Origin of the sequence: Kitasatospora sp. NPDC058444, from assembly GCF_042721415.1 — a bacterium.
Classification (GTDB): domain Bacteria; phylum Actinomycetota; class Actinomycetes; order Streptomycetales; family Streptomycetaceae; genus Kitasatospora.
This window is the reverse complement of sequence record NZ_JBHXLL010000011.1, coordinates 24,621-45,943: the sequence shown is the minus strand read 5'-3', so window position 1 is coordinate 45,943 and position 21,323 is coordinate 24,621. Positions and strand designations below refer to the sequence as shown.

General features: G+C 74.5%; 18 protein-coding genes and 1 pseudogene. 12 read left to right on the top strand and 7 right to left on the bottom strand.

Annotated features, from left to right (window positions below):
* The first annotated feature begins 50 nt into the window (after positions 1 to 50).
* Positions 51 to 647, top strand: coding sequence for a universal stress protein (locus ACFWP2_RS14840; RefSeq protein ID WP_380450951.1), 597 nt, complete (start codon positions 51 to 53; stop codon positions 645 to 647).
* Between the two features lie 31 nt (positions 648 to 678).
* Positions 679 to 1,311 carry a class I SAM-dependent methyltransferase gene (locus tag ACFWP2_RS14835; RefSeq protein WP_380450949.1) on the top strand — a complete coding sequence of 211 codons (633 nt, stop codon included), beginning with the start codon at positions 679 to 681 and terminating at the stop codon, positions 1,309 to 1,311.
* A 29-nt stretch (positions 1,312 to 1,340) separates the two neighbouring features.
* Here ACFWP2_RS14835 and ACFWP2_RS14830 read toward each other — a convergent pair whose 3' ends face one another.
* Together ACFWP2_RS14830 and ACFWP2_RS14825 are read right to left on the bottom strand one after the other, a co-directional pair.
* Positions 1,341 to 1,994, bottom strand: a complete 654-nt coding sequence (locus ACFWP2_RS14830; protein ID WP_380450947.1) for a pyridoxamine 5'-phosphate oxidase family protein — start codon at positions 1,992 to 1,994, stop codon at positions 1,341 to 1,343.
* A gap of 26 nt (positions 1,995 to 2,020) precedes the next feature.
* Positions 2,021 to 2,293 (bottom strand): annotated as a pseudogene (locus ACFWP2_RS14825) (alcohol dehydrogenase); the annotation flags it as partial.
* A gap of 232 nt (positions 2,294 to 2,525) precedes the next feature.
* Between ACFWP2_RS14825 and ACFWP2_RS14820 the strand changes: the two are divergent.
* Positions 2,526 to 4,250, top strand: coding sequence for a GAF domain-containing protein (locus tag ACFWP2_RS14820; protein ID WP_380450945.1), 1,725 nt, complete (start codon positions 2,526 to 2,528; stop codon positions 4,248 to 4,250).
* A gap of 3 nt (positions 4,251 to 4,253) precedes the next feature.
* Here the strand turns inward: ACFWP2_RS14820 and ACFWP2_RS14815 are convergent, their stop codons facing one another.
* The 3 genes from ACFWP2_RS14815 to ACFWP2_RS14805 all read right to left on the bottom strand — a co-directional run bounded on the left by ACFWP2_RS14815 (position 4,254) and on the right by ACFWP2_RS14805 (position 6,366).
* A complete protein-coding gene (locus tag ACFWP2_RS14815; protein ID WP_380450943.1) occupies positions 4,254 to 5,234 on the bottom strand; it encodes an Acg family FMN-binding oxidoreductase in 981 nt (326 codons plus the stop codon).
* 21 nt (positions 5,235 to 5,255) lie between these two features.
* Positions 5,256 to 5,555 carry an SHOCT domain-containing protein gene (locus ACFWP2_RS14810; protein WP_380450941.1) on the bottom strand — a complete coding sequence of 100 codons (300 nt, stop codon included), beginning with the start codon at positions 5,553 to 5,555 and terminating at the stop codon, positions 5,256 to 5,258.
* A gap of 127 nt (positions 5,556 to 5,682) precedes the next feature.
* Positions 5,683 to 6,366, bottom strand: coding sequence for a response regulator (locus tag ACFWP2_RS14805; protein ID WP_380450939.1), 684 nt, complete (start codon positions 6,364 to 6,366; stop codon positions 5,683 to 5,685).
* A gap of 237 nt (positions 6,367 to 6,603) precedes the next feature.
* Here ACFWP2_RS14805 and ACFWP2_RS14800 point away from each other — a divergent pair, with 237 nt between their 5' ends.
* From ACFWP2_RS14800 to ACFWP2_RS14765, 8 genes are all read left to right on the top strand, one after another.
* Positions 6,604 to 9,000, top strand: a complete 2,397-nt coding sequence (locus tag ACFWP2_RS14800; RefSeq protein WP_380450937.1) for a glycoside hydrolase family 65 protein — start codon at positions 6,604 to 6,606, stop codon at positions 8,998 to 9,000.
* A 128-nt stretch (positions 9,001 to 9,128) separates the two neighbouring features.
* Complete coding sequence (locus tag ACFWP2_RS14795; RefSeq protein WP_380450935.1) at positions 9,129 to 9,371, top strand: DUF1918 domain-containing protein; 243 nt, start codon at positions 9,129 to 9,131, stop codon at positions 9,369 to 9,371.
* Positions 9,372 to 9,525: 154 nt separating this feature from the next.
* Positions 9,526 to 10,404: a universal stress protein gene (locus ACFWP2_RS14790; protein ID WP_380450933.1), complete on the top strand. Its 879-nt coding sequence runs from the start codon at positions 9,526 to 9,528 to the stop codon at positions 10,402 to 10,404.
* A gap of 122 nt (positions 10,405 to 10,526) precedes the next feature.
* A complete protein-coding gene (locus ACFWP2_RS14785) occupies positions 10,527 to 11,060 on the top strand; it encodes a flavodoxin family protein (protein WP_380450931.1) in 534 nt (177 codons plus the stop codon).
* Between the two features lie 146 nt (positions 11,061 to 11,206).
* Positions 11,207 to 11,821: a hypothetical protein gene (locus tag ACFWP2_RS14780; protein WP_380450929.1), complete on the top strand. Its 615-nt coding sequence runs from the start codon at positions 11,207 to 11,209 to the stop codon at positions 11,819 to 11,821.
* A 181-nt stretch (positions 11,822 to 12,002) separates the two neighbouring features.
* Positions 12,003 to 15,566, top strand: a complete 3,564-nt coding sequence (locus tag ACFWP2_RS14775; protein ID WP_380450927.1) for a hydantoinase B/oxoprolinase family protein — start codon at positions 12,003 to 12,005, stop codon at positions 15,564 to 15,566.
* 87 nt (positions 15,567 to 15,653) lie between these two features.
* On the top strand, positions 15,654 to 16,127 hold the full coding sequence (locus ACFWP2_RS14770) for a nucleoside deaminase (protein WP_380450924.1): 474 nt from the start codon (positions 15,654 to 15,656) through the stop codon (positions 16,125 to 16,127).
* Positions 16,128 to 16,241: 114 nt separating this feature from the next.
* Entirely contained in the window at positions 16,242 to 17,282 is a 1,041-nt protein-coding gene (locus ACFWP2_RS14765) for a zinc-binding alcohol dehydrogenase family protein (protein WP_380450922.1), read from the top strand.
* 72 nt (positions 17,283 to 17,354) lie between these two features.
* Here the strand turns inward: ACFWP2_RS14765 and ACFWP2_RS14760 are convergent, their stop codons facing one another.
* Positions 17,355 to 19,145, bottom strand: a complete 1,791-nt coding sequence (locus ACFWP2_RS14760) for a S8 family serine peptidase (protein ID WP_380451172.1) — start codon at positions 19,143 to 19,145, stop codon at positions 17,355 to 17,357.
* A 470-nt stretch (positions 19,146 to 19,615) separates the two neighbouring features.
* Here ACFWP2_RS14760 and ACFWP2_RS14755 point away from each other — a divergent pair, with 470 nt between their 5' ends.
* Positions 19,616 to 20,092, top strand: coding sequence for a DUF6623 family protein (locus tag ACFWP2_RS14755; RefSeq protein ID WP_380450920.1), 477 nt, complete (start codon positions 19,616 to 19,618; stop codon positions 20,090 to 20,092).
* A 70-nt stretch (positions 20,093 to 20,162) separates the two neighbouring features.
* Here the strand turns inward: ACFWP2_RS14755 and ACFWP2_RS14750 are convergent, their stop codons facing one another.
* On the bottom strand, positions 20,163 to 21,098 hold the full coding sequence (locus tag ACFWP2_RS14750; RefSeq protein WP_380450918.1) for a S8 family serine peptidase: 936 nt from the start codon (positions 21,096 to 21,098) through the stop codon (positions 20,163 to 20,165).
* Positions 21,099 to 21,323 lie beyond the last annotated feature (225 nt).

The following is a 21,323-nucleotide window of genomic DNA, read 5'->3' as shown; positions in this document are numbered from 1 at the left end:
GGGCAGGTCGCACGAGGACGGACGTGCCGCCGCGCCTCTCCCGGAGGATCATGAAAGGCAGTGGGCCGACCCGCAGCACTCCTCCCCCGAACCCGCCGAACCCGGCGGGCCGCGGTCGGGTCGCAGCCGGGCCGCCCGTCCTGGAGGTTCCCGTGAACACCACTCCCGCAACAGGTCCCACCGGTCCGATCGTCGTCGGCACGGACGGTTCGGAGCCCGCCCGTAGGGCTGTGGCCTTCGCTCTTCACGAGGCGCAGCTGCGCGGGGTCGGCGTGCGGGCCGTCTGTGCCTACGGTGGCCGCCACGCCGAACCACCGGACCGGGCCATGACGGGCTGGGGCGCGGGCGGCGGACCGTCGCCGCACCTGCACGACGCCGTCGAACGCGAGGTGGCGGACTCGGTCGAGGAACTCCGGCAGCAGGTCGGCGAGCCGTACGTGGAGGTCGAGGTGCGCTGCGAGCACGGCCGCCCCGCCCAGGTCCTGCTGGAGGAGAGCCAGGACGCCAGCCTGCTGGTGGTGGGCACCCGCGGCGCCGGCCTCTGGGGCCGGCTCGCGCTCGGCTCGACCAGCACCGAGATCGTCCACCACGCCCACGTCCCCGTGGTCGTGGTGCCGCCCGGCCCCAAGGGCACGACCGCCCGCTGACCGGCGGCGCCCCCGCCGTAGGATGCGGGACATGGACAGGATCACGCTGCCGCACGGAGAACTCGCACCGATGACGACGCGGCGGACCCGCTGGCGGGAGGCCGGACAGAGCGGCAACTACGGAAGGCGGTTCGCCGACCTCATCTCCGCCGGCGAGGACGTCGACGGCGAGGCCCGGCTCGCCGACACGCTCCTGCCGCGCGGAGCCCGGGTGCTCGACGCCGGTGCGGGCATGGGCCGGGTGGCCGCGGCGCTCCTGCGGCGAGGGCACGACGTGGTGGCGATCGAGCCCGACGAGGCCCTCGTCCGGCAGGCCCGGCAGACCTACCCCGGGCTGCCGATCGAGGAACGCGACATCCTCGACCTGGGCCCCGGCGACGGCCCGTTCGACCTGGTCGTCTGCGTGGGCAACGTCCTCGTCTACCTGGCCGACGGCACCGAGCGCGGGGCGCTGGGCGCGCTGCGCGACGTGCTCGGCGAGAACGGCCGGATCCTGGTCGGCTTCCACCTGCGGGACGCGCCGCCGCACGCCCGGGCCTACCCGGCGGCGGAGTTCGAGGCGGACCTGGCCGCCGTCGGGCTGCGCGTCGACCTGCGGGCGGGCAGCTACGAGTTGCACCCCGCGAACGACGCCTACGGCGTCTGGGTCCTGAGCCGCGCCTAGGGCTCCGGCGGACCGCCCCGCGGTGGCCGTCACCCCTCGTCGATGCGACGCCCGGTGACGGCCACCGGACGGACGCGCACCCAGAGTGGCCGGGAGCCGCGTGCCCAGGGGGTGGAGCCGGGGAGTGCCGCGAGGTGCCGTTCCTCGTCCTCGGTGTCGACCAGGTGGACCTGGCCGAGGACCAGGACGCTCCAGCCCACACTCCGGTGCTCGTCGATCCGGTCCACCTCGAACGAGACCGGGGAGCCGTCCGCCGGGGCGGCGGCGCCCCGGGGGGCCGTGCGGTAGGCGATCGTCCTGGCGTCCACCACGTAGTTGACCGGGAGCACGACGGGCGCCGAGGAGCCGGGCAGGCCGACCCGGCCGATGCCGCGGGTGCCGAGCAGTTCCCAGCACCGCGGTTCGGTGAGCCGCAGCAGCTGCCCGCGCCGGCTGGTGTCGGTCTGCCCCGGCGGGGCGTCCGGGCGGCGTCCGGACAGCAGCTCCGGCCAGGTCATCCCGAGCACAGCGGTGATCCGGACGAACCCCGGCGGGTCGAACTCCGGTCCCGAACAGAGGAGTTGCCGCAGGTAGGCGGGCGACATGGCGGCCCGGTGGGCCAGCATCCCTTCGCTCAGGCCGAGCTGGTCGCGCCGCTGGAGGATCCGGCGGGCGATGTCGTCGCAGTCGGGTTGGACGCTCATGATGGTGGCTCCTGCGTACACGGCGGTCACGTCCGGAACAGCGCGACCTTGAGGGCGCCGGTGCCGGCCGCGTCGGCGAAGACGTCGTAGGCCTCCTGCATCTCGTCGAGACCGAAACGGTGGGTGACCAGTCCGCCGGTGTCGAGTCGCCCGACGGCCAGCATGTCGAGCAGCATCGGGGTACTGGCGGTGTCGACCAGGCCGGTGGTGAGGGTGACGTTCCGAATCCAGAGGTCCTCCAGGTGCAGCACCGCCGGTCTGCCGTGCACGCCGACGTTGGCGACCCGGCCGCCGGGGCGTGCGGCGGCCGGGTCCGTGGTAGGTGAGCGCCTTCATGCCGCGATCACTCCTCTCGGAGGGCGGAGCCGGGGCGGTTCCGCCCGCTCTTCCACCGTTCTCCCCGACCGCTCCCGCCGCCAGGGGCCGCGGGGGTGCTCCCGGTGGGCCGATGGACCCCCTTGCACCAGCCGGGGCGGCGCGGGCGCGCCTACGCTGGTCAGGGGGCACAGGGGGCGAACCACGGAGGATTCCTTGGGCGACGCTTCGGAGACCAGCGCATCGGAGACGGGCGCCCCCGTACCGAAGCTGCGGCTGGACGAACTCCTGGAGGAGCTCCAGTCCCGCCTGGACGCCGCCCGCGGCACCCGGGACCGGGTGCACAGCCTGCTGGAGGCCGTGCTGGCGGTCGGACGCGACCTGGAGCTGCCCCAGGCACTCCGGCACATCGTGGAGGCCGCGGTCACCCTGGTGGACGCCGAGTACGGCGCGCTCGGCGTGATCGGCGAGGACCAGCGGCTGTCCCGGTTCATCCCGGTCGGGGTCACGGACGAGCAGGTCAAGCTGATCGGCGAGCTGCCCTCCGGGCACGGGATCCTCGGCGAGCTGATCCGCCACCCGGTGCCGCTGCGACTCACCCGGCTCTCCGATCACCCGGCCTCCTACGGCTTCCCCGCCCACCACCCGCCGATGCGCAGCTTCCTGGGGGTGCCGATCCGGATCCGGGACAAGGTGTTCGGCAACCTCTACCTGACCGAGAAGCGGGGCGGGGGCGACTTCGACGCCGAGGACGAGTCGGTGCTCGCGACCCTCGCCGTCGCCGCCGGGGTGGCCATCGACAACGCCCGGCTGTACGCCCGGGCCCGCCAGCGGCAGCGCTGGATGGAGGCCAGTGCGGAGGTGACCAGCAGTCTGCTGTCGGGGGCCGCGGAAGGCGAAGTGCTGGACCTGCTGCTCGCCCGGGCGACCGAGATCGCCGGCGCGGACCTCGCCGCCGTCGCCGTCCCGCTGCCGGAGACCGGCGAGCTGGAGGTGCGGATCGCCATCGGACTCGGCGCGCAGCAGCACCGGGGTCTGGTGCTGCCGGTCGAGGGCTCGTTCATGGGAGCGGCCGTCCGCACCGGGGGGCTCGTGGTGAGTCCCGACGTCCGGAAGGATCCCCGGATCACGGCCGGCCCCCCGCGCTGGCAGGGGCTGGGACCGGCGGTCGCGGTACCCGTCGGCACCGCGGAACGCGGCATCCGGGGTGTGCTGCTGCTGGCCCGGGCCGCGGGTTCGCCGCTGTTCGAGGAGGGCGAGTCCGGTCCTCTGCTGGGTTTCGCCGGGCAGGCGGCGGTGGCGATGGAGCTGGCCGAGCGCCGCCGGGACTCCGAGCAGGTGGCACTGCTGCGGGAGCGCGACCGGATCGCCCGCGACCTGCACGACCTGGCCATCCAGCGGCTCTTCGCCACCGGCATGACCCTCCAGGGCGCCACCCGCTTCATCGAGCACCCCGAGGCGACCGATCGCGTCCTGCGGGCGATCGACGACCTCGACGAGACCGCCAGGACCATCCGCGCCACCATCTTCGGCCTGCGCCTGCGCGAGAGCGGTCCGGCGGCGGGCGGCCTGCGCGCCCGCGTCGTCGAGGTGGTCGACCGGGCCGCCCGCTCGCTCGGCTTCGCCCCGGCCCTGCGGATGGCCGGCCTGCTGGACGTCACAGTGCCCGCCGGGGTCGCGGACGCGGCGGTCGCCGTCCTGGAGGAGGCCCTGTCCAACGCCGCCCGCCATGCCGGGGCCGACGCGGTCACGGTGACGGTCACCGCCGACTCGGAGCTGACGCTCACCGTCACGGACGACGGGGTCGGTCTCCCCGAGGGCGGCAGGCGCGGCGGCCTGGCCAACCTCGCCGACCGCGCCGCCGCCCTGGGCGGCACCTTCACCGCCCGCGCCCGCCCCGAGGGCGGCACCGAGCTGGTCTGGCGGGTGCCGCTGCGGTAGGCGTCAGCCCTGCTCCAGCACCTCGCCGGGCGAGAGGCGGGGCGTCGGGGCGCCCTCGGGGCCGTAGCCGAGGCGGATCAGCATCTGGACGTGGCCGGGGCGGTCGTGCGGGTCGCGGGCCTCCCACCGCAGGTAGGGCCACTCCACGGCCTGGTGCAGCAGGGAGGCGCGGACACCGTGGACGGTCGCGGCGAGCAGGACGTGCTCCAGCGCGAGGCCGGCGCGCAGCCAGTCCTCGGGGTTGTCGCGACGGGTGGTGAGGACGGCGATGCGGGGCTCGTGCTCGAAGCGGGCGGGCGCCCGGTGCTCGGTGGCGCGGATGGCGGAGAAGTCGCGCATCGGCAGGCGGCCGGCCGCGTCCTGGGGGCCGAGCGCATCGGCCGGGATGCCGTAGGGCGGCACGTCGCCGGTGCGGATCCAGCTGCGGCTCTCGGTGCGCTGGGCCTCGTCGGTGGTGTTGCGGCGCTCGGCCTCGGCGGTGAGGTGGAGCAGCCGGGCGGTCTCCGCGTGGTCGGGCAGGTGGAGTTCGGCGTCCTCGGAGCGGGCCGCGTCGGTCAGCTCGTCGAGCACGGCTTTCGGGACCGGTAGGTCGGTGAACGGCGTGCGGATGGAGTGCCGGTGCCAGATCGCCTCGTAGAGCTTCTCCGTGCCGGGCGCCGGTGCGGCGGCCGGGGTGTCGAGTCGTACGGCGGCGAGCAGGTCGGGCTCGGCCGGGTCGGGCAGCAGACGGACTTCGGGCGCCCAGCCGAGGTATCGGGCGGCGACCCGCAGGTTGAGCACGGCCGCGCCGACGGAGATGTGCAGGGCCTGGCCCCGGGGGTCGGCGGCCGGAACGGCCCGGCTGCGGTCGGCCCCGACCTCCACGGTCGAGGTGTCCGGCTGGAGCCGGAAGCGCCAGGGCTGGCTGTTGTGGATCGAGGGCGCCGCGACCGCCGCGGAGACGAGCTTCTCCAGCGCGGCGGCGTCGAGGGCGAGGGTGGACATGACCGCCTCCAGGGTGCGTCGTCAGCCGGAGCGGGGTGGGTCGCCCGTGCCGCCGCGCAGGGTGGACAGTCGGGCCCGGTACTCGTCGGCGTCGATCTCGCCGCGGGCGAGGCGCTCGGCGAGCAGCTCTTCCGGGGTGGGCCGGGCCGGCGGCGCGGCCGGGGGCGGCACCGGGGCGGACGGGCCGTGCGGGGCCGGTCGGCCGAGGTACCGGACCAGGGCGATCACCCCGAGGGCCACCAGTGCCCAGAAGAGCAGCATGCTCACGGTCATCAGGCCGACGCCCCAGCCGTTCATGCCGCCGTCGTTCCAGTACATCATCGCCGTCTCCTCGGGCCGTGACGGGAGGTGGACCACCTCCAGCGTGCGGCCGGGGCGCGGCGTGCCGCTTGGGCCGTTCGGCTCCTCCTCCGGGCCCGCCCGGCCCCCGCCCGGCCCCTGCCGGGACTCAGTGGGGGCGCTGGTGGTGCTGCTCGGGCTCGGCGTGGGCGGCGATGACGGCGGCCTGGAGGCGTCGTTCGACACCCAGCTTGGCGAGCAGGCGCGAGACGTGGTTCTTCACGGTCTTCTCCGCGAGGAAGAGCTCCTGGCCGATCTGGCGGTTCGTCCTGCCCTCCCCCACCAGGGCGAGGATCTCCCGCTCGCGCGGAGTGAGCGCGGCGAGCGCGGCCTCGGGCCCGCTCTCCTCGTGGTGGCGCAGGCTCTCCATCAGCTTGCGGGTGGTGGCCGGGTCGAGCATCGACTGACCGGAGGCCACCGTCCGCACCGCGCCGACCAGTTCGGCGCCCTTGACCTGCTTGAGGACGTAGCCGGCCGCACCCGCCATGATCGCGTCGAGCAGCGCGTCGTCGTCGTCGAAGGAGGTCAGCATCAGGCAGGCCAGCCCGGGCATCCGGTCGCGCAGGTCCCGGCAGACGGACACCCCGTCGCCGTCCGGGAGCCGTACGTCGAGGACGGCGACGTCCGGGCGCAGCGCGGGCACCCGGGCCAGTGCCTGGGCGCAGGTGCCCGCCTCGCCGACGACCTCCATGTCGGGTTCGGCCTCCAGGAGGTCGCGCACACCCCGGCGTACCACCTCGTGGTCGTCCAGCAGGAACACCCGTACGGGCTGCTCTGGCCGGGGGTCGCCCATGGTCTGCTCCCTGGGGGTCCGTGGGGCTTTCACACTCGATTCTCCGCGCGCGCCCCTGCCCGCGCAGCGCGCCGGCCGCTCGGGACGACGTCGACGGGGCACGGCGGAGCATCGCCCGGGCAGCCTCGTTGAGCGGGCTGCCGGCGTGCACGGTGACGGCCGGCACGCGGCGGTGAGGCGGCCCGGCGCCACCGTGCGCAGACTGGAAGGCGGGCCCGACGGCACGGAGGTCAGGTCGTGGCAGCAGACCCGCCCGCGGGGTATCCCGACATGCCGGACGCGTGGACCCTCCGCTACCGGGGCTTCGACCCGGCCGAGGAGGGCCTGCGGGAGGTGCTGTGCGCGGTCGGCAACGGCTACCTGGTCAGCCGGGGCGCCGCGCCGGAGGCGGTCGCCGACGGGGTGCACTACCCGGGGACGTACCTGGCCGGCTGCTACGACCGCGCGGAGTCGATCGTCACCGGTCGCGTGGTCGGCAACGAGGACCTGGTCAACTGCCCGAACTGGCTGCCGCTGACCTTCCGCCCGGCCGGCGGATCGTGGTTCTCCGGCCCGCCCGCCGAGCAGACGCTGGAACTCGACCTGCGCCGGGGGCTGCTGACCCGCACCGCGCTGGTGGTCGACGCTCGGGGCCGGCGGACCCGGCTGCGGCAGCGCCGCCTGGCCAGCCAGGCCCGGCCGCACCTGCTGGCGCTGGAGAGCACCTTCACCCCGGAGAACTGGTCGGGCCCGCTGGAGGTCCGTTCCGGGCTGGACGGCCGCGTCGCCAACACGGGGGTCGCCCGCTACCGGGGCCTGGCCGAGCGCCACCTCGTCCCGGCCGGGCAGGGCGTGGACGGGTCCGGGCTGCTCCGGCTCGAAGCCGATGCGGCCACGTCACCGCTGCGGATCGCCCTCTGCGCCCGGACCGAGGCCGACCGGGAGCACACCGCGACGACCGAGTGCCGCCAGGGGTGGGTGGCCCACCTCCTCGCCCTGGAGGCCTCGCCCGACCGGCCCGTCACCGTGACCAAGACGGTCGCCGTGCACACCTCCCGCGACCCGGCGATCGAGACCCCGCTGCTCGCGTCCCGGCGGCTCGCCGTCGAGGCCGCGGACTTCGACCGACTGCTCGCCGAACACGCCCTGCGCTGGGCGGAGTTGTGGCGGCGATGCCGGATCGAGGCGGACTTCGACGGGGCCGGCCCGCTGCACCTGAACCTGTTCCACCTGCTCCAGACCTACTCGGAGCACTCCGTCGACCTGGATGTCGGCGTCCCTGCCCGGGGGCTGCACGGGGAGGCATACCGGGGCCACGTCTTCTGGGACGAGCTGTTCGTGCTCCGGCTGCTCAACCTCCGGTTCCCGGAGCTGGCCCGGGCCGTGCTGCGCTACCGCCACCGGCGCCTGGACGCCGCCCGCCGCGAGGCCCGGGCGCTCGGACTGCGCGGCGCGGTCTACCCGTGGCAGAGCGCCCGCGACGGCCGCGAGGAGTCCCAGCAACTGCACCTCAACCCGCTGTCCGGCCGCTGGCTGCCCGACCACAGCCACCTCCAGCGGCACGTCGGCTCGGCCGTCGCCTACAACATCTGGCAGTACTACCAGTCCACCGGGGACCGGGACTTCCTCGCCACCGCCGGCGCCGAGACGCTGCTGGAGATCGCGCGGTTCTGGTCCTCCGCCGCCGTCCACGACCCGGCCCTGGGCCGCTGGTCCGTCCGCGGGGTGCTCGGCCCCGACGAGTACCACGACGCCTACCCCTGGGAGACCAGGCCGGGCCTGGACGACAACGCGTACACCAACGTGCTGGCCTCCTGGGTGCTGGCCCGCGCCCAGGAAGCCCTGGACGTCCTGCCCGGCTACCGCCGCGACGAGCTGCGCGAGCGCCTGGCGCTCGACGCCGCGGAACTCGACCGCTGGCAGGAGGTCGGCCGGCGCCTGCACGTCCCCTTCCACGAGGGCGTCCTCAGCCAGTTCGCCGGCTACGAACGCCTCGCCGAACTCGACTGGCCGCGGTACCGGCGCCGCTACCCGGACCTACGGCGGCTCGACCGGATCCTGGAGGCCGAGGGGGACACCGTCAACCGCTACAAGGCCTCCAAACAGGCCGACGCGCTGATGCTCTGGTACCTGTTCTCCGCCCGCGAGGTCCGCGACCTGCTGCGCCGCCTCGGCCACCCGGCCGGCCACGAACTGCTGCGCCGCACCACCGACTACTACCTGCGACGCACCGTCCACGGCTCGACGCTCAGCTCGGTCGTGCACGCCTGGGTGCTCACCCGCTGCGACCGGCGCGCGTCCTGGCACCACTTCCGCGACGCCCTGGTGGCCGACCTGCGGGACAGCCAGCACGGCACCACGGCCGAGGGCGTCCACCTGGGCGCCATGGCGGGTGCGGTGGACTTGCTGCAACGCTGCTACACCGGACTGGAGGTCCGCGAGGACGCCCTCTGGCTGGACCCGCACCTGCCCTCCGCGCTCGGCCGGCTGGAGCTGGACCTGCGCTACCGGGGCCACTGGGGCCTCACGGTCGCCGTCGACCGCCGCACCGTCACGGTGAGCCTCCAACACGACCGGCAGGAGCCGGTCCGCATCCGCGTGCGCGGCGCCACGGCGACGGTCCGGCCCGGCGAGACGCGGCTGTTCCACCTCTGACGCACCGGGCCGGCCGGCCCGGGACCGGGGACCGTCCGGCCCCTGCCGCGGCCCGCGTTCGGTGGTGCCATGGAAGGGGAGGACGGCCTGGCCACGGCCAGGCCCCGCACCGATCCGAGGAGGCCGACGTGAAAGCCGCCGTGGGAGACCGCATCATCGTCCAGGGCACCCGGCCGGGCGCGGCCCGCCGGGACGGCGAGATCGTCGGGCTGCACCATCCGGACGGCAGCCCGCCGTACGACGTCCGCTGGTCCGACGACGACCGGGTGACCGAGTACTTCCCCGGCCCGGACGCCCGGATCCACCACTTCGGCCGGGAGCCCGCGGCCTCGGAGTCCCTCCCGCCGCACCCGCATCTGTTCGCCGGCTGACGGGCCGCCGCCGTGACCGTCTCCGCCGACCCGCGCGCCCATGGGAGGCCGGTCGGCCCTCGCGGCGACAGTGGGGGCTGCCTAGCGTGGGAGCAGGGTCCAGCTCATCGACATCACCGAAGTCATCGGGATCACCGGACCGAGGAGGACCACCATGACGTCCGCAAGCTCCGAGGGCCCCGGCCGTCCCGTCGTCCTCGGCGTCGACGCCCTCGACACCGGCTCGATGCCCACCGCCTGGGCCGCCGACGAAGCCGCCCGCAGGCGCCTGCCGCTGCGGCTGGTGCACGCCGTCCCGTCGCTGTACCACGAGTTCCGGCACTTCGAGGCGGGCCGCTACCAGGACGCCCTGCGGGAGCAGGGCGAAAGGGAGCTCGGCCGGGCCGCCACCATGGCCCGGGAGCGCCACCCCGGGCTGGAGGTGACCACCCTGGTCGCGAAGGCCGCTCCGGCGCCCGCACTGTGCCGGGCGTCCCGCGACGCCGCACTCGTCGTCCTCGGCTCCCGTCGGCTGGGCCGGGTGGAGGAGGCGCTGAGCGCCTACTCGGTGGCCGTGCCGGTCAGCGCCCAGGCGCACTGCCCGGTGGTCGTCGTCCGCGAGCCCGAGCACACCACCCAGGACCCGCCGTACGTGGTGCTCGGTGTGGACGGCAGCCCGTCCTCGGGACCCGCCGTCGACTTCGCCTTCCAGTACGCGGACGAGCGCCGGGCCGCGCTGCGGGTCCTGTGGGTCCGGCAGCGCCCGCAGGTCGGCGACCCGGACGATCCCGCCACCGGGCAGCTGCTGCGCCGGATGCTCTCCGAGTCCACCGCGGGCCGACCCGAACACCACCCGGACGTGACCGTGACCCACGAACTCGTGCACGGCCACCCGGTCGAGGAGCTGGCCCGGGCCGCCGAGCACGCCCTCGCCGTGGTCGTCGGCCGGCGCGGCAACGGCGGCTTCACCGGCATGCGCCTCGGCTCCGTGCCCCACGGCCTGCTGCGCCGCTCCCACTGCCCCGTGGTGACGGTGCCCGCTCCCCCGCGGTGACCCGGACCGCCAGCGGCCGGCGCACCGGCCGACGTGCCCGTATGGCGCCCCGATCGGGCCGAACGGCCCACCTCCGCGACGGAGTTCCCGAGCGAGCCTGGAGATGACGAAAGGTGGAGACCATGCACACCGTGATCGTGTACGAGAGCATGTACGGCAACACCCGGCAGGTCGCCGAGGCGATCGCCGAGGGTGTTCGCCAGAGCGACCCCGGAGCGGCCGTCGACTGCCTCCCGGTGTCCGAGGCGAACGCGGACACCACCCGGTCCGCGGACCTGCTGGTGGTCGGCGGCCCGACCCACATGCACGGCATGTCCTCCGGCCTCAGCCGCCGGATGGCCGCCACTGCCGAGAAGCACAAGGAGGGCCACGAGGAGGCCGCCGCCGAGGCTCGGAAGACCGCCGAGGGTCCGGGTCTGAGGGCCTGGTTCCACGGCCTTCCGACGACCGACTCCGGCACCCACGCCGCCGCGTTCGACACCCGGGGCGACATGCCGCGGGCCGGCGGCGCGGCCGACGGCATCGCCCACCGGCTCGCCCGCCACCACTACGACGTGGTCGCCGAACCCGAGGGCTTCATCGTCGAGGGCAGCGACGGGCCGCTGCGCGACGGCGAACTCGACCGGGCCCGCGCGTGGGGCGCGCGCCTGGTCTGATCCCCGCCCGGACAACCTCGGGCCACCACGCGTCGGGCCGCGTGCGACCCGCGGTGCCCGAGCGCCGTGGGTCGCACGCTGCCCGAGGCGTCCCCGTCGGATCGGGGCGAGACTGGTCGGGGGGCCGGAGGACGGGAGTGAACGGGATGCCTGACGGAGCAGACGGCGGGTACCGCGCCCTGGTCGGCGAGCTGGCCGCTCTGGTGCGGCTCGCGCACACCGCGCTGTCCGGCGTGACGGCGGTACTGACGGACCCGGCCGACGACGGGGACGGGATCCCGGCCGCGGAGAAGGCCCTGGCGGAGCTGCTCGTCCGGATCGAGGAGGACGCCGCCGCGACGCCCGGCGGACCGGCCGGGGTCGTGGTGGGTGTCCACGTGGGGTGCGAGGTGGAGGCGCTCGAACAGCTGGCGCGACGGCTGCTGGAGGCGGCCTGGGCTCGCCAGGAGCGGGAGCCGCTCGACGACCGGCTGCGGGCCCCGCTGCACGGGATCGCGAACGCCGCCCTGGACCTGGTCGCCCGCTCCGCCGACGCCCTGGAGTCGGGGGCGGCCGAGGGTGTCGCGGACGTGCTGGCGGAGCTGCCAGAGATCGGGCGGCGGCAGCGGCTGCTGTACGAGCTGTTGCTCCGCGAGCCGGGGACGGATCCGGTCGACGGCACCGATCTCGTGCTGCTGTCCTGCTGCTACCAGCAGTGCGCCGACCGGGCCGGGGCGATCGCCCGGCACGCCGTGCTCTTCTCGCACACCGGCCTGCCGTAGGGATTCCTGAACCCCCACGCCCGGTTCGTTCCGTTTGCCCCGCCCGTTCGCCCGGTCGGATACTCGTGCGCGGGGCCGCTCACGCACGGACACGCACGAACGCACGGAACGCCTGCGAGGAACCCGCGCGGAGAAACACGCGGGCCGGGAACGCCACGCGGCACGGCGGAGGGAGCCGGTCATGGCAGCCAGGGGCTGGCAGTTCTGGGTCGACCGTGGCGGGACCTTCACCGACGTGGTCGCGCTGGCCCCGGACGGCCGACTGCTCACCCACAAGCTGCTCTCGCACGACCCGGCCCGCTACCGGGACCCGGCCGTGGCCGGCATCCGGGCCCTGCTGCCGCCCGACGCGGACCTCGAAGCGGACGTCGACTCGGTCCGGATGGGCACCACGGTGGCCACCAACGCCCTGCTGGAACGGACCGGCGAGCCGACCGCCCTGGTCATCACGCGCGGCTTCGCGGACGCGCTGCGGATCGGCTACCAGAACCGGCCACGGATCTTCGCCCGCGCGATCGTGCTGCCCGAGCCGCTGTACACCCGGGTCGTCGAGGTGGACGAGCGGATCACCGCCGACGGCGAGGTGCTGCGACCGCCCGACCTCGACCGGCTCGCCGAGGACCTGCGCGCCTGTCTGCGCGACGGCGTCCGCTCCGTCGCGGTGGTCTGCCTGCACAGCTACCTGCACCCCGAGCACGAGCGGGAGATCGGGCGCCTCGCCGAGCGGCTGGGCTTCGACCAGGTCTCGCTGTCCAGCGAGGCCAGCCCGCTGATGAAGCTGGTGCCGCGCGGGGACACCGCCGTGGTGGACGCCTACCTCGACCCCGGTCTGCGCCGCTACGTCCGGCGGGTGTCGGACGAACTCGCGGGTGTCCGGCTGATGTTCATGCAGTCCAACGGCGGCCTCGCGGCGGCCGGGCACTTCCGGGGCAAGGACGCGATCCTCTCCGGCCCGGCCGGCGGGATCGTCGGCATGGTGCGGATGTCCGCGCTGGCCGGCCACGAGCGGGTGATCGGCTTCGACATGGGCGGCACCTCCACGGACGTCTCGCACTTCGCGGGCGAGTACGAGCGGGTGGTCACCACCCAGGTCGCGGGGGTACGGCTGCGGGCACCGATGCTGGCCATCCACACCGTCGCGGCCGGCGGCGGCTCGGTGCTGCGCTTCGACGGCGAACGCCTGCGCGTCGGACCTGACTCGGCCGGCGCCGACCCGGGCCCGGCCTGCTACCGGGGCGGCGGACCGCTGACCGTCACCGACGCCAACCTGCTGCTCGGCCGCATCCAGGCCGAGCACTTCCCGCACGTCTTCGGGCCGGACGGCGACCAGCCGCTCGACACCGGGCTGACCCGACGCCGGTTCGCCGAACTCGCCGACGGGATCGGCGGACTCTCGGTCGAGGAGGCGGCCGAGGGCTTCCTGCGGATCGCCGTGGGCAACATCGCCAACGCGGTCAAGCGGATCTCCGTCCAGCAGGGCCACGACGTCACCCGCTACGCCCTGACCACCTTCGGCGGCGCGGGCGGCCAGGTCGCCTGCCCGGTGGCGGAGGCGCTGGGCATCCGCACCGTCCTCGTCCCGCCGATGGCCGGGGTGCTGTCCGCCCTCGGCATCGGGCTGGCCGACACGACCGTCCTGCGCGAGCACGCCGTCGAACGCCCGCTGGCCGAGGAGGAGATGGGCGCCGTACGGGCGCTCGCCGACGACCTGGCGCGGGCGGTCACGGGAGAGCTGCTGGACCAGGGCGTCCCGCGGGAGCGGATCCGGCTGGCCCACCGGGCCCGGCTGGGCTACCGGGGAACCGACACCACGATCGCCGTCCCGCTCGGCGAACCGGCCGGGATGCGGGCCGAGTTCGAGGAACGGCACCGGTCCACCTACTCCTTCCTGATGGACCGCCCGCTGGTGATCGAGGCCCTCACGGTCGAGGGCACCGGCCTCACCGAACAGCCGGAACTCGGCGGCGCCCTCGCCCCCGCGACCACACCGGCCGAGCCGGTGACCGTCCGGATGTACACCGGCGGGGAGTGGCGGCGGGTCCCGCTGCTGGAACGCGAGTCGCTGCGCGCGGACGACACCGTCCCGGGCCCGGCCGTGATCGCCGAGGCCAACGCCACCACGGTGGTGGACACCGGCTGGCGGGCCACCGTCACCGCCGCCGGGCACCTGCGGGTCGAACGGGTCCGGGACACCGCCCAGGAAGCCGTCCCGACCGCCGCCGACCCGGTGCTGCTGGAGGTCTTCAACAACCTCTTCATGGCGATCGCCCAGCAGATGGGCGCCCGGCTGGAGTCCACCGCCCAGTCCGTCAACATCAAGGAGCGGCTCGACTTCTCCTGCGCACTCTTCGACCCGGACGGCAACCTGGTCGCCAACGCCCCGCACATCCCCGTCCACCTCGGCTCGATGGGCACCACCGTCAAGGAGGTGCTGCGCCGGCAGGGTCCACGGCTCCGCCCCGGGGACGCCTACGCCGTCAACGACCCGTACCACGGCGGCACCCACCTGCCCGACGTCACCGTGGTGACCCCGGTCTTCGCCCCGGACGGCGACCAGGTCCTGTTCTTCGTCGCCTCGCGCGGCCACCACGCCGAGATCGGCGGCACCTCCCCCGGCTCGATGCCCGCCGACAGCCGGGAGATCCACCAGGAGGGTGTGCTCTTCGACAACTGGCCGCTGGTGGCGGACGGACGGCTGCGCGAGGAGGAGACCGTGCGGCTGCTCACCGGGGCGCCGCACCCCTCCCGCGACCCGGACACCAACCTCGCCGACCTGCGCGCCCAGATCGCCGCCAACCGCAAGGGCGTCGACGAGGTCAACGCGATGATCGAGCACTTCGGCCTCGACGTCGTCCACGCCTACATGCGGCACGTCCAGGACAACGCCGAGCAGGCGGTGCGCCGGGCCGTCGACGGGCTGTCCGACGGCTCGTACCGCTACGAGACCGACTCCGGCGCCGTGATCGCCGTCTCCGTGCGCGTCGACCGCCGGGACCGCAGCGCCACCATCGACTTCACCGGCACCTCGCCCCAGCTCGACAGCAACCTCAACGCCCCCTCCGCCGTCGTCACCGCCGCCGTCCTGTACGTCTTCCGCACCCTCGTCGCCGACGACATCCCGCTCAACGACGGCTGCCTGCGCCCGCTGCGGATCGTCGTGCCGCCCGGCTCGATGCTCGCGCCGCGGTACCCGGCCGCCGTCGCCGCCGGGAACGTCGAGACCTCGCAGGCCATCGTCGGCGCGCTCTACGCGGCGCTCGGCGTGCAGGCGGAGGGGTCCGGCACGATGAACAACCTCAGCTTCGGCAACGCGGAACACCAGTACTACGAGACCATCGCCTCCGGCTCCGGCGCCGGCCCGGGCTTCGACGGGGCGGACGCCGTCCAGACCCACATGACCAACTCCCACCTCACCGACCCGGAGGTGTTGGAGTGGCGCCTGCCGGTCCTGGTCGAGGAGTTCGCCGTCCGCCCGGACAGCGGCGGCGACGGGCGCCACCACGGCGGCAACGGCGTCCTGCGCCGGCTGCGCTTCCGCGAACCCATGACCGTCAGCCTGCTCACCGGCCACCGCCGCGTCCCGCCGTACGGCCTCGCCGGCGGCTCCCCGGGCGCGCTCGGCGCCAACCGTCTCCTGCGCGCCGACGGCACCGTCGAGGAGCTGCCCGGGTACGGCAGCGCCGAGGTCGCGGCCGGTGACGCGTTGGAGATCCGCACACCGGGCGGCGGCGGCTACGGTGGCTGACACCACCCACCGTCCGCGCCGACGTCCCCTGTCCTCCCGTCCGACGTCCCTGTCCTCCCGTCCGGTCCACCCCCGAGGAGCACGCCGATGACCGACCTCACCCGCCCCCACCTGCTCGCGGCCATCGAGCTCGCCGCCTCCGCCCGCGCCCACGGCAACCACCCCTTCGGCGCGCTGCTGACCGACGCGTCCGGAAGCGTCCTGCTCACGGCCGAGAACACCGTGCTGACCGACCACGACGTCACGGCGCACGCGGAGACCAACCTGGTCCGACAGGCCTCCCGCGCCCTGTCCCCGCACCAGCTCACCGCGGCCGTCCTGTACAGCAGCACCGAGCCGTGCGCGATGTGCGCCGGCGCGATCCACTGGAGCGGCATCCGGCGGGTCGTCTACGCGCTCGCCGCCACCGAGCTGAACACCATCGCCGGAGTGGACCCGGACGAACCGGTGCTCGACCTGCCCTGCCGCCAGGTCTTCGCGGCCGGCGGCGGCGCCGTGGAGGTCTCCGGCCCGCACCTCTTCGAGGAGGCCACCGCCGTGCACACGGGGTACTGGGGCTGACCCGCTCTCCGTCACCCTGGAGCGACGCGGCACCGTCGAGCAGCAGACTTGAACCCGGACCCACCGACCCACCGACCCGGCGACCCGGCCGGCCGAGCGGCAGAGGAGACGGCGATGAACGCGACGGAACCCCCACCCGCCGAGACCTGGGCCTGGGCGGTGGAGCGTCCCGGACCGGTCGGCGGGCCGGGGCCGGGCCCGCTGGTGTGGGAGCGGCGCACACTCGACGCGCCCGGGCCGCGGGAGGTCCTGGTCGAGGTGGAGGCCTGCGGGGTCTGCCGCACCGACCTGCACCTCGCGGAGGGCGACCTCGCCCCCAGGCTGGCCCGGTGCACGCCCGGGCACGAGGTGGTCGGGCGGGTGCTGGCGGCGGGGGCCGAGGTCGAGGGGTTCGCCGTCGGGGACCGGGCCGGGGTGGCCTGGCTGGCCCGGACCTGCGGCCGGTGCCGCTACTGCCGCGGTGGCCGCGAGAACCTCTGCCCCGACTCCCGCTACACCGGCTGGGACCGGCACGGCGGCTACGCCGGGCGCGTCACCGCGGACGCCCGCTACGCCTACCGGCTCCCCGAGGGCCCGCCCGCCGAGGAGCTGGCCCCGCTGCTGTGCGCCGGGATCATCGGCTACCGGGCCCTGGAACGCGCCGACCTTCCGGCCGGCGGGCTGCTCGGCGTCTACGGCTTCGGCGCCTCCGCGCACCTGACCGCCCAGATCGCCCTCGCCCGGGGCGCCCGGGTGGCCGTGTTCACCCGGGCCGCGGCCGCCCGGCGGCTGGCGCTGGAGCTCGGCGCCGTCTTCGCCGGCGACTCCTACGACCCGCCCCCGGAACCGCTGGACGCCGCCGTCCTGTTCGCCCCGGTCGGCGCACTCGTGCCCGTCGCCCTCGCCGCGCTGGACCGCGGCGGCACGCTCGCGGTGGCCGGCATCCACCTCACCGACATCCCGGTGCTGAACTACCGGCGGCACCTCTTCCAGGAGCGCACCCTGCGCAGCGTCACCGCCAACACCCGGGCCGACGGCCTGGCCTTCCTCGCGGAGGCGGCCCGTGCCCGCCCGGCGGTCCACGTCACCCGCTATCCCCTGCGCCGGGCGGACGCGGCGCTCGCGGACCTCGCCGCGGACCGGGTGACGGGCGTCGCGGTGCTCGTCCCGGAGTAGCACGGGCGTCCTGCTCGCGGCCCGGCCGCCCGACGCGGTGGGGCGTCGGGCGGCCGGTCGGAACCGCGGGGATCAGAAGGTGAGGTTCCAGGCGTCGATCGTGCCGGTGTCGCCGGAGGCGCCGTCCTTCACCCGGAGCTTCCAGGTGCCGTTCGCCGTGCTCGCGGCGGCGTTGACGGTGTAGGTCTTGGCGACGTTGTCGGTGCTGTCGCTGTTCGGGAAGTCCTCCAGGAGGTAGACCGTGCCGTCGGGCGCGACCAGGGAGAGGACGAGGTCGCCGCGGTAGGTGTGCTTGATGTCCACGCCGACCTTGAGCGTCGCCGGGGCGTTGCCGCTGACGCCGGTGACGGTGATCGGGCTCTCCATCGTGGTGTTGTCGGGGATCGCCACGTCGGCGGTGTTCTCGAAGTACGTGCCGGTGGGCGGGGTGGCGCCGCCGACCGCCTTCAGCGCGTCGACCTGGCCCTCGCCGAAGAAGCCGTTGTTGGCGGTGGTGCCGGTGCAGCGGCTGTCGGAGGCGGGGCAGGCCAGGTCGTTGGCCTGGGTCGCCAGCCGGGCCCGGATGTCGGCGGGGGTGAGCGAGGAGTCGGTGCTCGCGATCAGCGCGGCCACCCCGGTGACGTGCGGGGAGGCCATCGAGGTGCCGCTCTTGGTCCCGTACTTGCCGCCGGGCAGGGTCGAGTAGACGCCGGTGGCGCCGTCGCCGCCGGGCGCCGCGACGTCGATGACGCCCCGGCCGAAGTTGGAGTAGGAGGCCTTGCCGCTGCCGCTGCCCGTGGCCGCGACGGTCACCACGCCGGGGAGTTCGGTGGGGATGTCGATGCAGGCGTTGGTGATGGTCCGGGTGACCTTGGTGGAGTCGTTCGGGCTCTCGGTGTCGGTGGTCTTGTTGGCCAGGTCGTAGTTGGCGTTGCCGGCCGCCGCGACCTGCAGCGAGCCCTTGCCCTCGGCGTACTCCTGGGCGCGCTTGACGCCCTCGATGATGGCCGCCTGGTCGAGGTCGTTCGGGCAGTTGAACTGCCAGGGGTCGGTGTAGTAGCTGTTGTTGGTGACCTTGAAGCCGTGGTCGCCGGCCCAGACGAAGCCGCAGACGGTGTTCTCGGCGTAGAAGAGGGTGCTGGTGGGCTCGGCGATCCGGACCGAGGCGATCTTCACGCCCGGTGCGACGCCGATGACGCCCTTGCCGTTCTTCGCGGCCGCGATGGTGCCGGCGACGTGGGTGCCGTGGGTGTCCACGTCCCGCCAGGCGCCGCTGCGGGTGTCGGGCTTGCCGTAGGCGCAGGAGACCGAGTCGGCGGCGTCGAAGTTCGGCGCGAGGTCCTGGTGCTGGTCGTCCACGCCGGTGTCGAGCACGCCGACCTTGACGGACGGCGAGCCGGTGGTGACGCCCCAGGCCTGGTCGGCCTTGATCTGGGTCATGTCCCAGCGGCTGGACTCGGTCAGCGTGGTGGCCGCCTGGGCGGGGTTGGCGGGCAGGGCCGGACTGTAGGCGTCGGCCGGCACGTCGGAGGTGCGGGTCGCGCCGACCTGCTGGATGCCGGTGACGGTCCGCAGCGCGGCGGCGAAGCCGGCGCTGGTGGAGTGGGCGACGAGGACGCCGATCTGGTCGTAACTCGCGAAGACCGTACCGCCCTTGGCCGCGACGGCGGTCTTGGCGGCGGCGATGTCGGCGGGGGCGCTGATCACCAGGTAGGCACGGGTTCCGGCGGCCCAGCCGGCCGCGGTGCCCGCGACGGCGGGGGCCTGCGCGGCGGGGGCCTGCGCGGCGGGCGCGGAGACGGCGCCGGGGACGGTGGGGGTGGTGGTCGAGGATGCGGCGGTCGCGAACGCGGTGGGGGTGGCGAGCGCCATGGCCGAGAGCACGGCGAGGGCTGCGGCCGGGCGGCCGAGCCGCCGGGATATCAGGGGTGACACGTGTCCTCCGATTCGGCCCGTGCGTGAGGGGGAGGGGGATCGCACGGGAATTGAAGGAAACATGCCAGATTGGACAGGAGTTGGGGAAGACTTTACGCCTGACGACTTCTCGCGGAGACGTTACGTTTTGATGTCGCGGGGTCCACGGCACCCCGGGCGGACCGGCCGACCCGCCCCGGACGGCCGGTCACCAGCCGGCCCTGGTCCAACGGGCACCAACCGGGACTGACCGGCCATCACCGGGCCGCGGTCGGCCCGGAACCAGACCTCGCACCGGTTGCCGACCAGCACGAACCGTTCACCATGACTGTACGAATCGGTAATGGCGCCGTGATAGCGGAAAGTATGCGGGGCTCGACCCTTGAAAGCCGCGACTTCGGAGTGTGAGACTACAAGAAAAGGAATAACCTGCCTAGGAGGTGGGTCTTGTGGCCTTGCAAGCGAGTTGGGTCCACGGAAACGCCATGGTGGTGGAGAACCCCGAGAATCTCAGCCGCAACGGGCACTTCGGGTGGGGCTCCGATGTGGACATCACCCCGGGGAAGTCCAGCTGGTTCCACATCGCCGTACCGACGCCGGTGATCGTCAACGACGTCCGGACGAACCTGGTCAGGGTCTTCGTCCTGTTCAAGACCGACGTCGGGTTCGGCCGGCTCTCCCGGGTCCACGTCTGGGACGCCTCCGGCGGGCCGATCCAGCAATTCGAGAACCTCGCCGCCGAGGGCGAACACCGCACCGGGCTGGACGGTCAGAACACGTTCAATCTCGACCAGCCGCATTCGGTGGCCTTCGGCATCGGAATCTCCTTCTTCGTCGTCGCCGCGATCGGATTCGACACGCCGATCGCCCCCTCGCGACTGATCCTCGGAACGGCGGGCGGTGATTTCACGACCTGACCGGAGGCCGGAATCCCGGCCGCCGAATTCCCCATGGCGCCGGGCGACGACGTCGTCGGTCGAACGACCGTCAGAGGTCAGCCCGCAGGCGCTCGTACGCGGCCCACGCATCCAACAGCGGTGGCACCACCGAGCGCCGCGCGGATGCGCGGGCGGTGCCGCGGAGCACGGCCGCGCGGACCTCGGCCGGGGCGGCCCCCGGGAAGCAGGACAGCAGCAGGGCGAGGGTTCCGGTGACGAAGGGGACGGCCACGCTGGTGCCCGAGAGCACGAGCGGGCGCTCGCCGGGGTCCAGCTGCACCACGGCCTGTCCCGGTGCGCCGACACCCCGGGCGCCGATCGAGCCGCCCAGGTTGGACAGGCCCATCGGGCGGCCCCGGCCGTCGTACCCGACGACCGGGATGGTCCAGGGGTGCCGGGTCAGCACGGAGCTGCCCAGTCGGCCCTGGTTTCCGGCCGCGACGACGGTGAGCACCCCGCGCGCCGCCGCGTGGTCCAGGGCCGCCGTCAGCTCGCGGTGCCCGCTGCTGGACGGCCGTTCGGGCGCGACGCTCAGGTTGAGCACCCGGGCCCCGGCATCGACGGCCTCCACGACGGCCGCGGCCAGCTCCTCGGCCGAGGCGCCCAGCGGGGTGGGACAACCGGCCGGCACGGAACCCGAATCGGCGCGGTGGCCGGCGAAGATGGGCCGGATCAGCAGTGTGCAGTCGGGGCAGATGCCCGGCGACGGCGAGGCGCGGTCGGCGCACAGGACGCCGGCGACGAAGCTGCCGTGCACGCAGGGACCGTCGCCGGCGGTCGCACAGACCGACCCTGCTTCAGCCGGCCCGCCGGCGGCGTCCGGCCGGCCGGGCAGCAGGCGCAACCGCCGTCCGGCGAAAGCGGGTTGTCCGACGGCGACCAGGCCGTCCAGCAACCCGACGGCAACCTCCGGCCGCCCGGCACTGCGCGCCATCAGCGGCGCCAGCCCGACCAGGTCGAGCGGCCGCGCATCGAGCGGCCTCACACGCCCGGGTACGGCGGGCAGAGGGCGTAGCAGTCGCTGATGCACGCACGGCACTTTCGGCTGAGTGGATCACGCACGCAGTACGGGAAACAGGCCCCGCGGCACTCGGGGATGCAGATCGGGTCGACCGGAGGCCGCGAGCCCCTGCCCGCCCGTGCGGACGGTACCAGGGCGTTCGCACGCGCCGACCCACCCCGGGACGGCTCCGGGCGGTAGTGCCTCCGG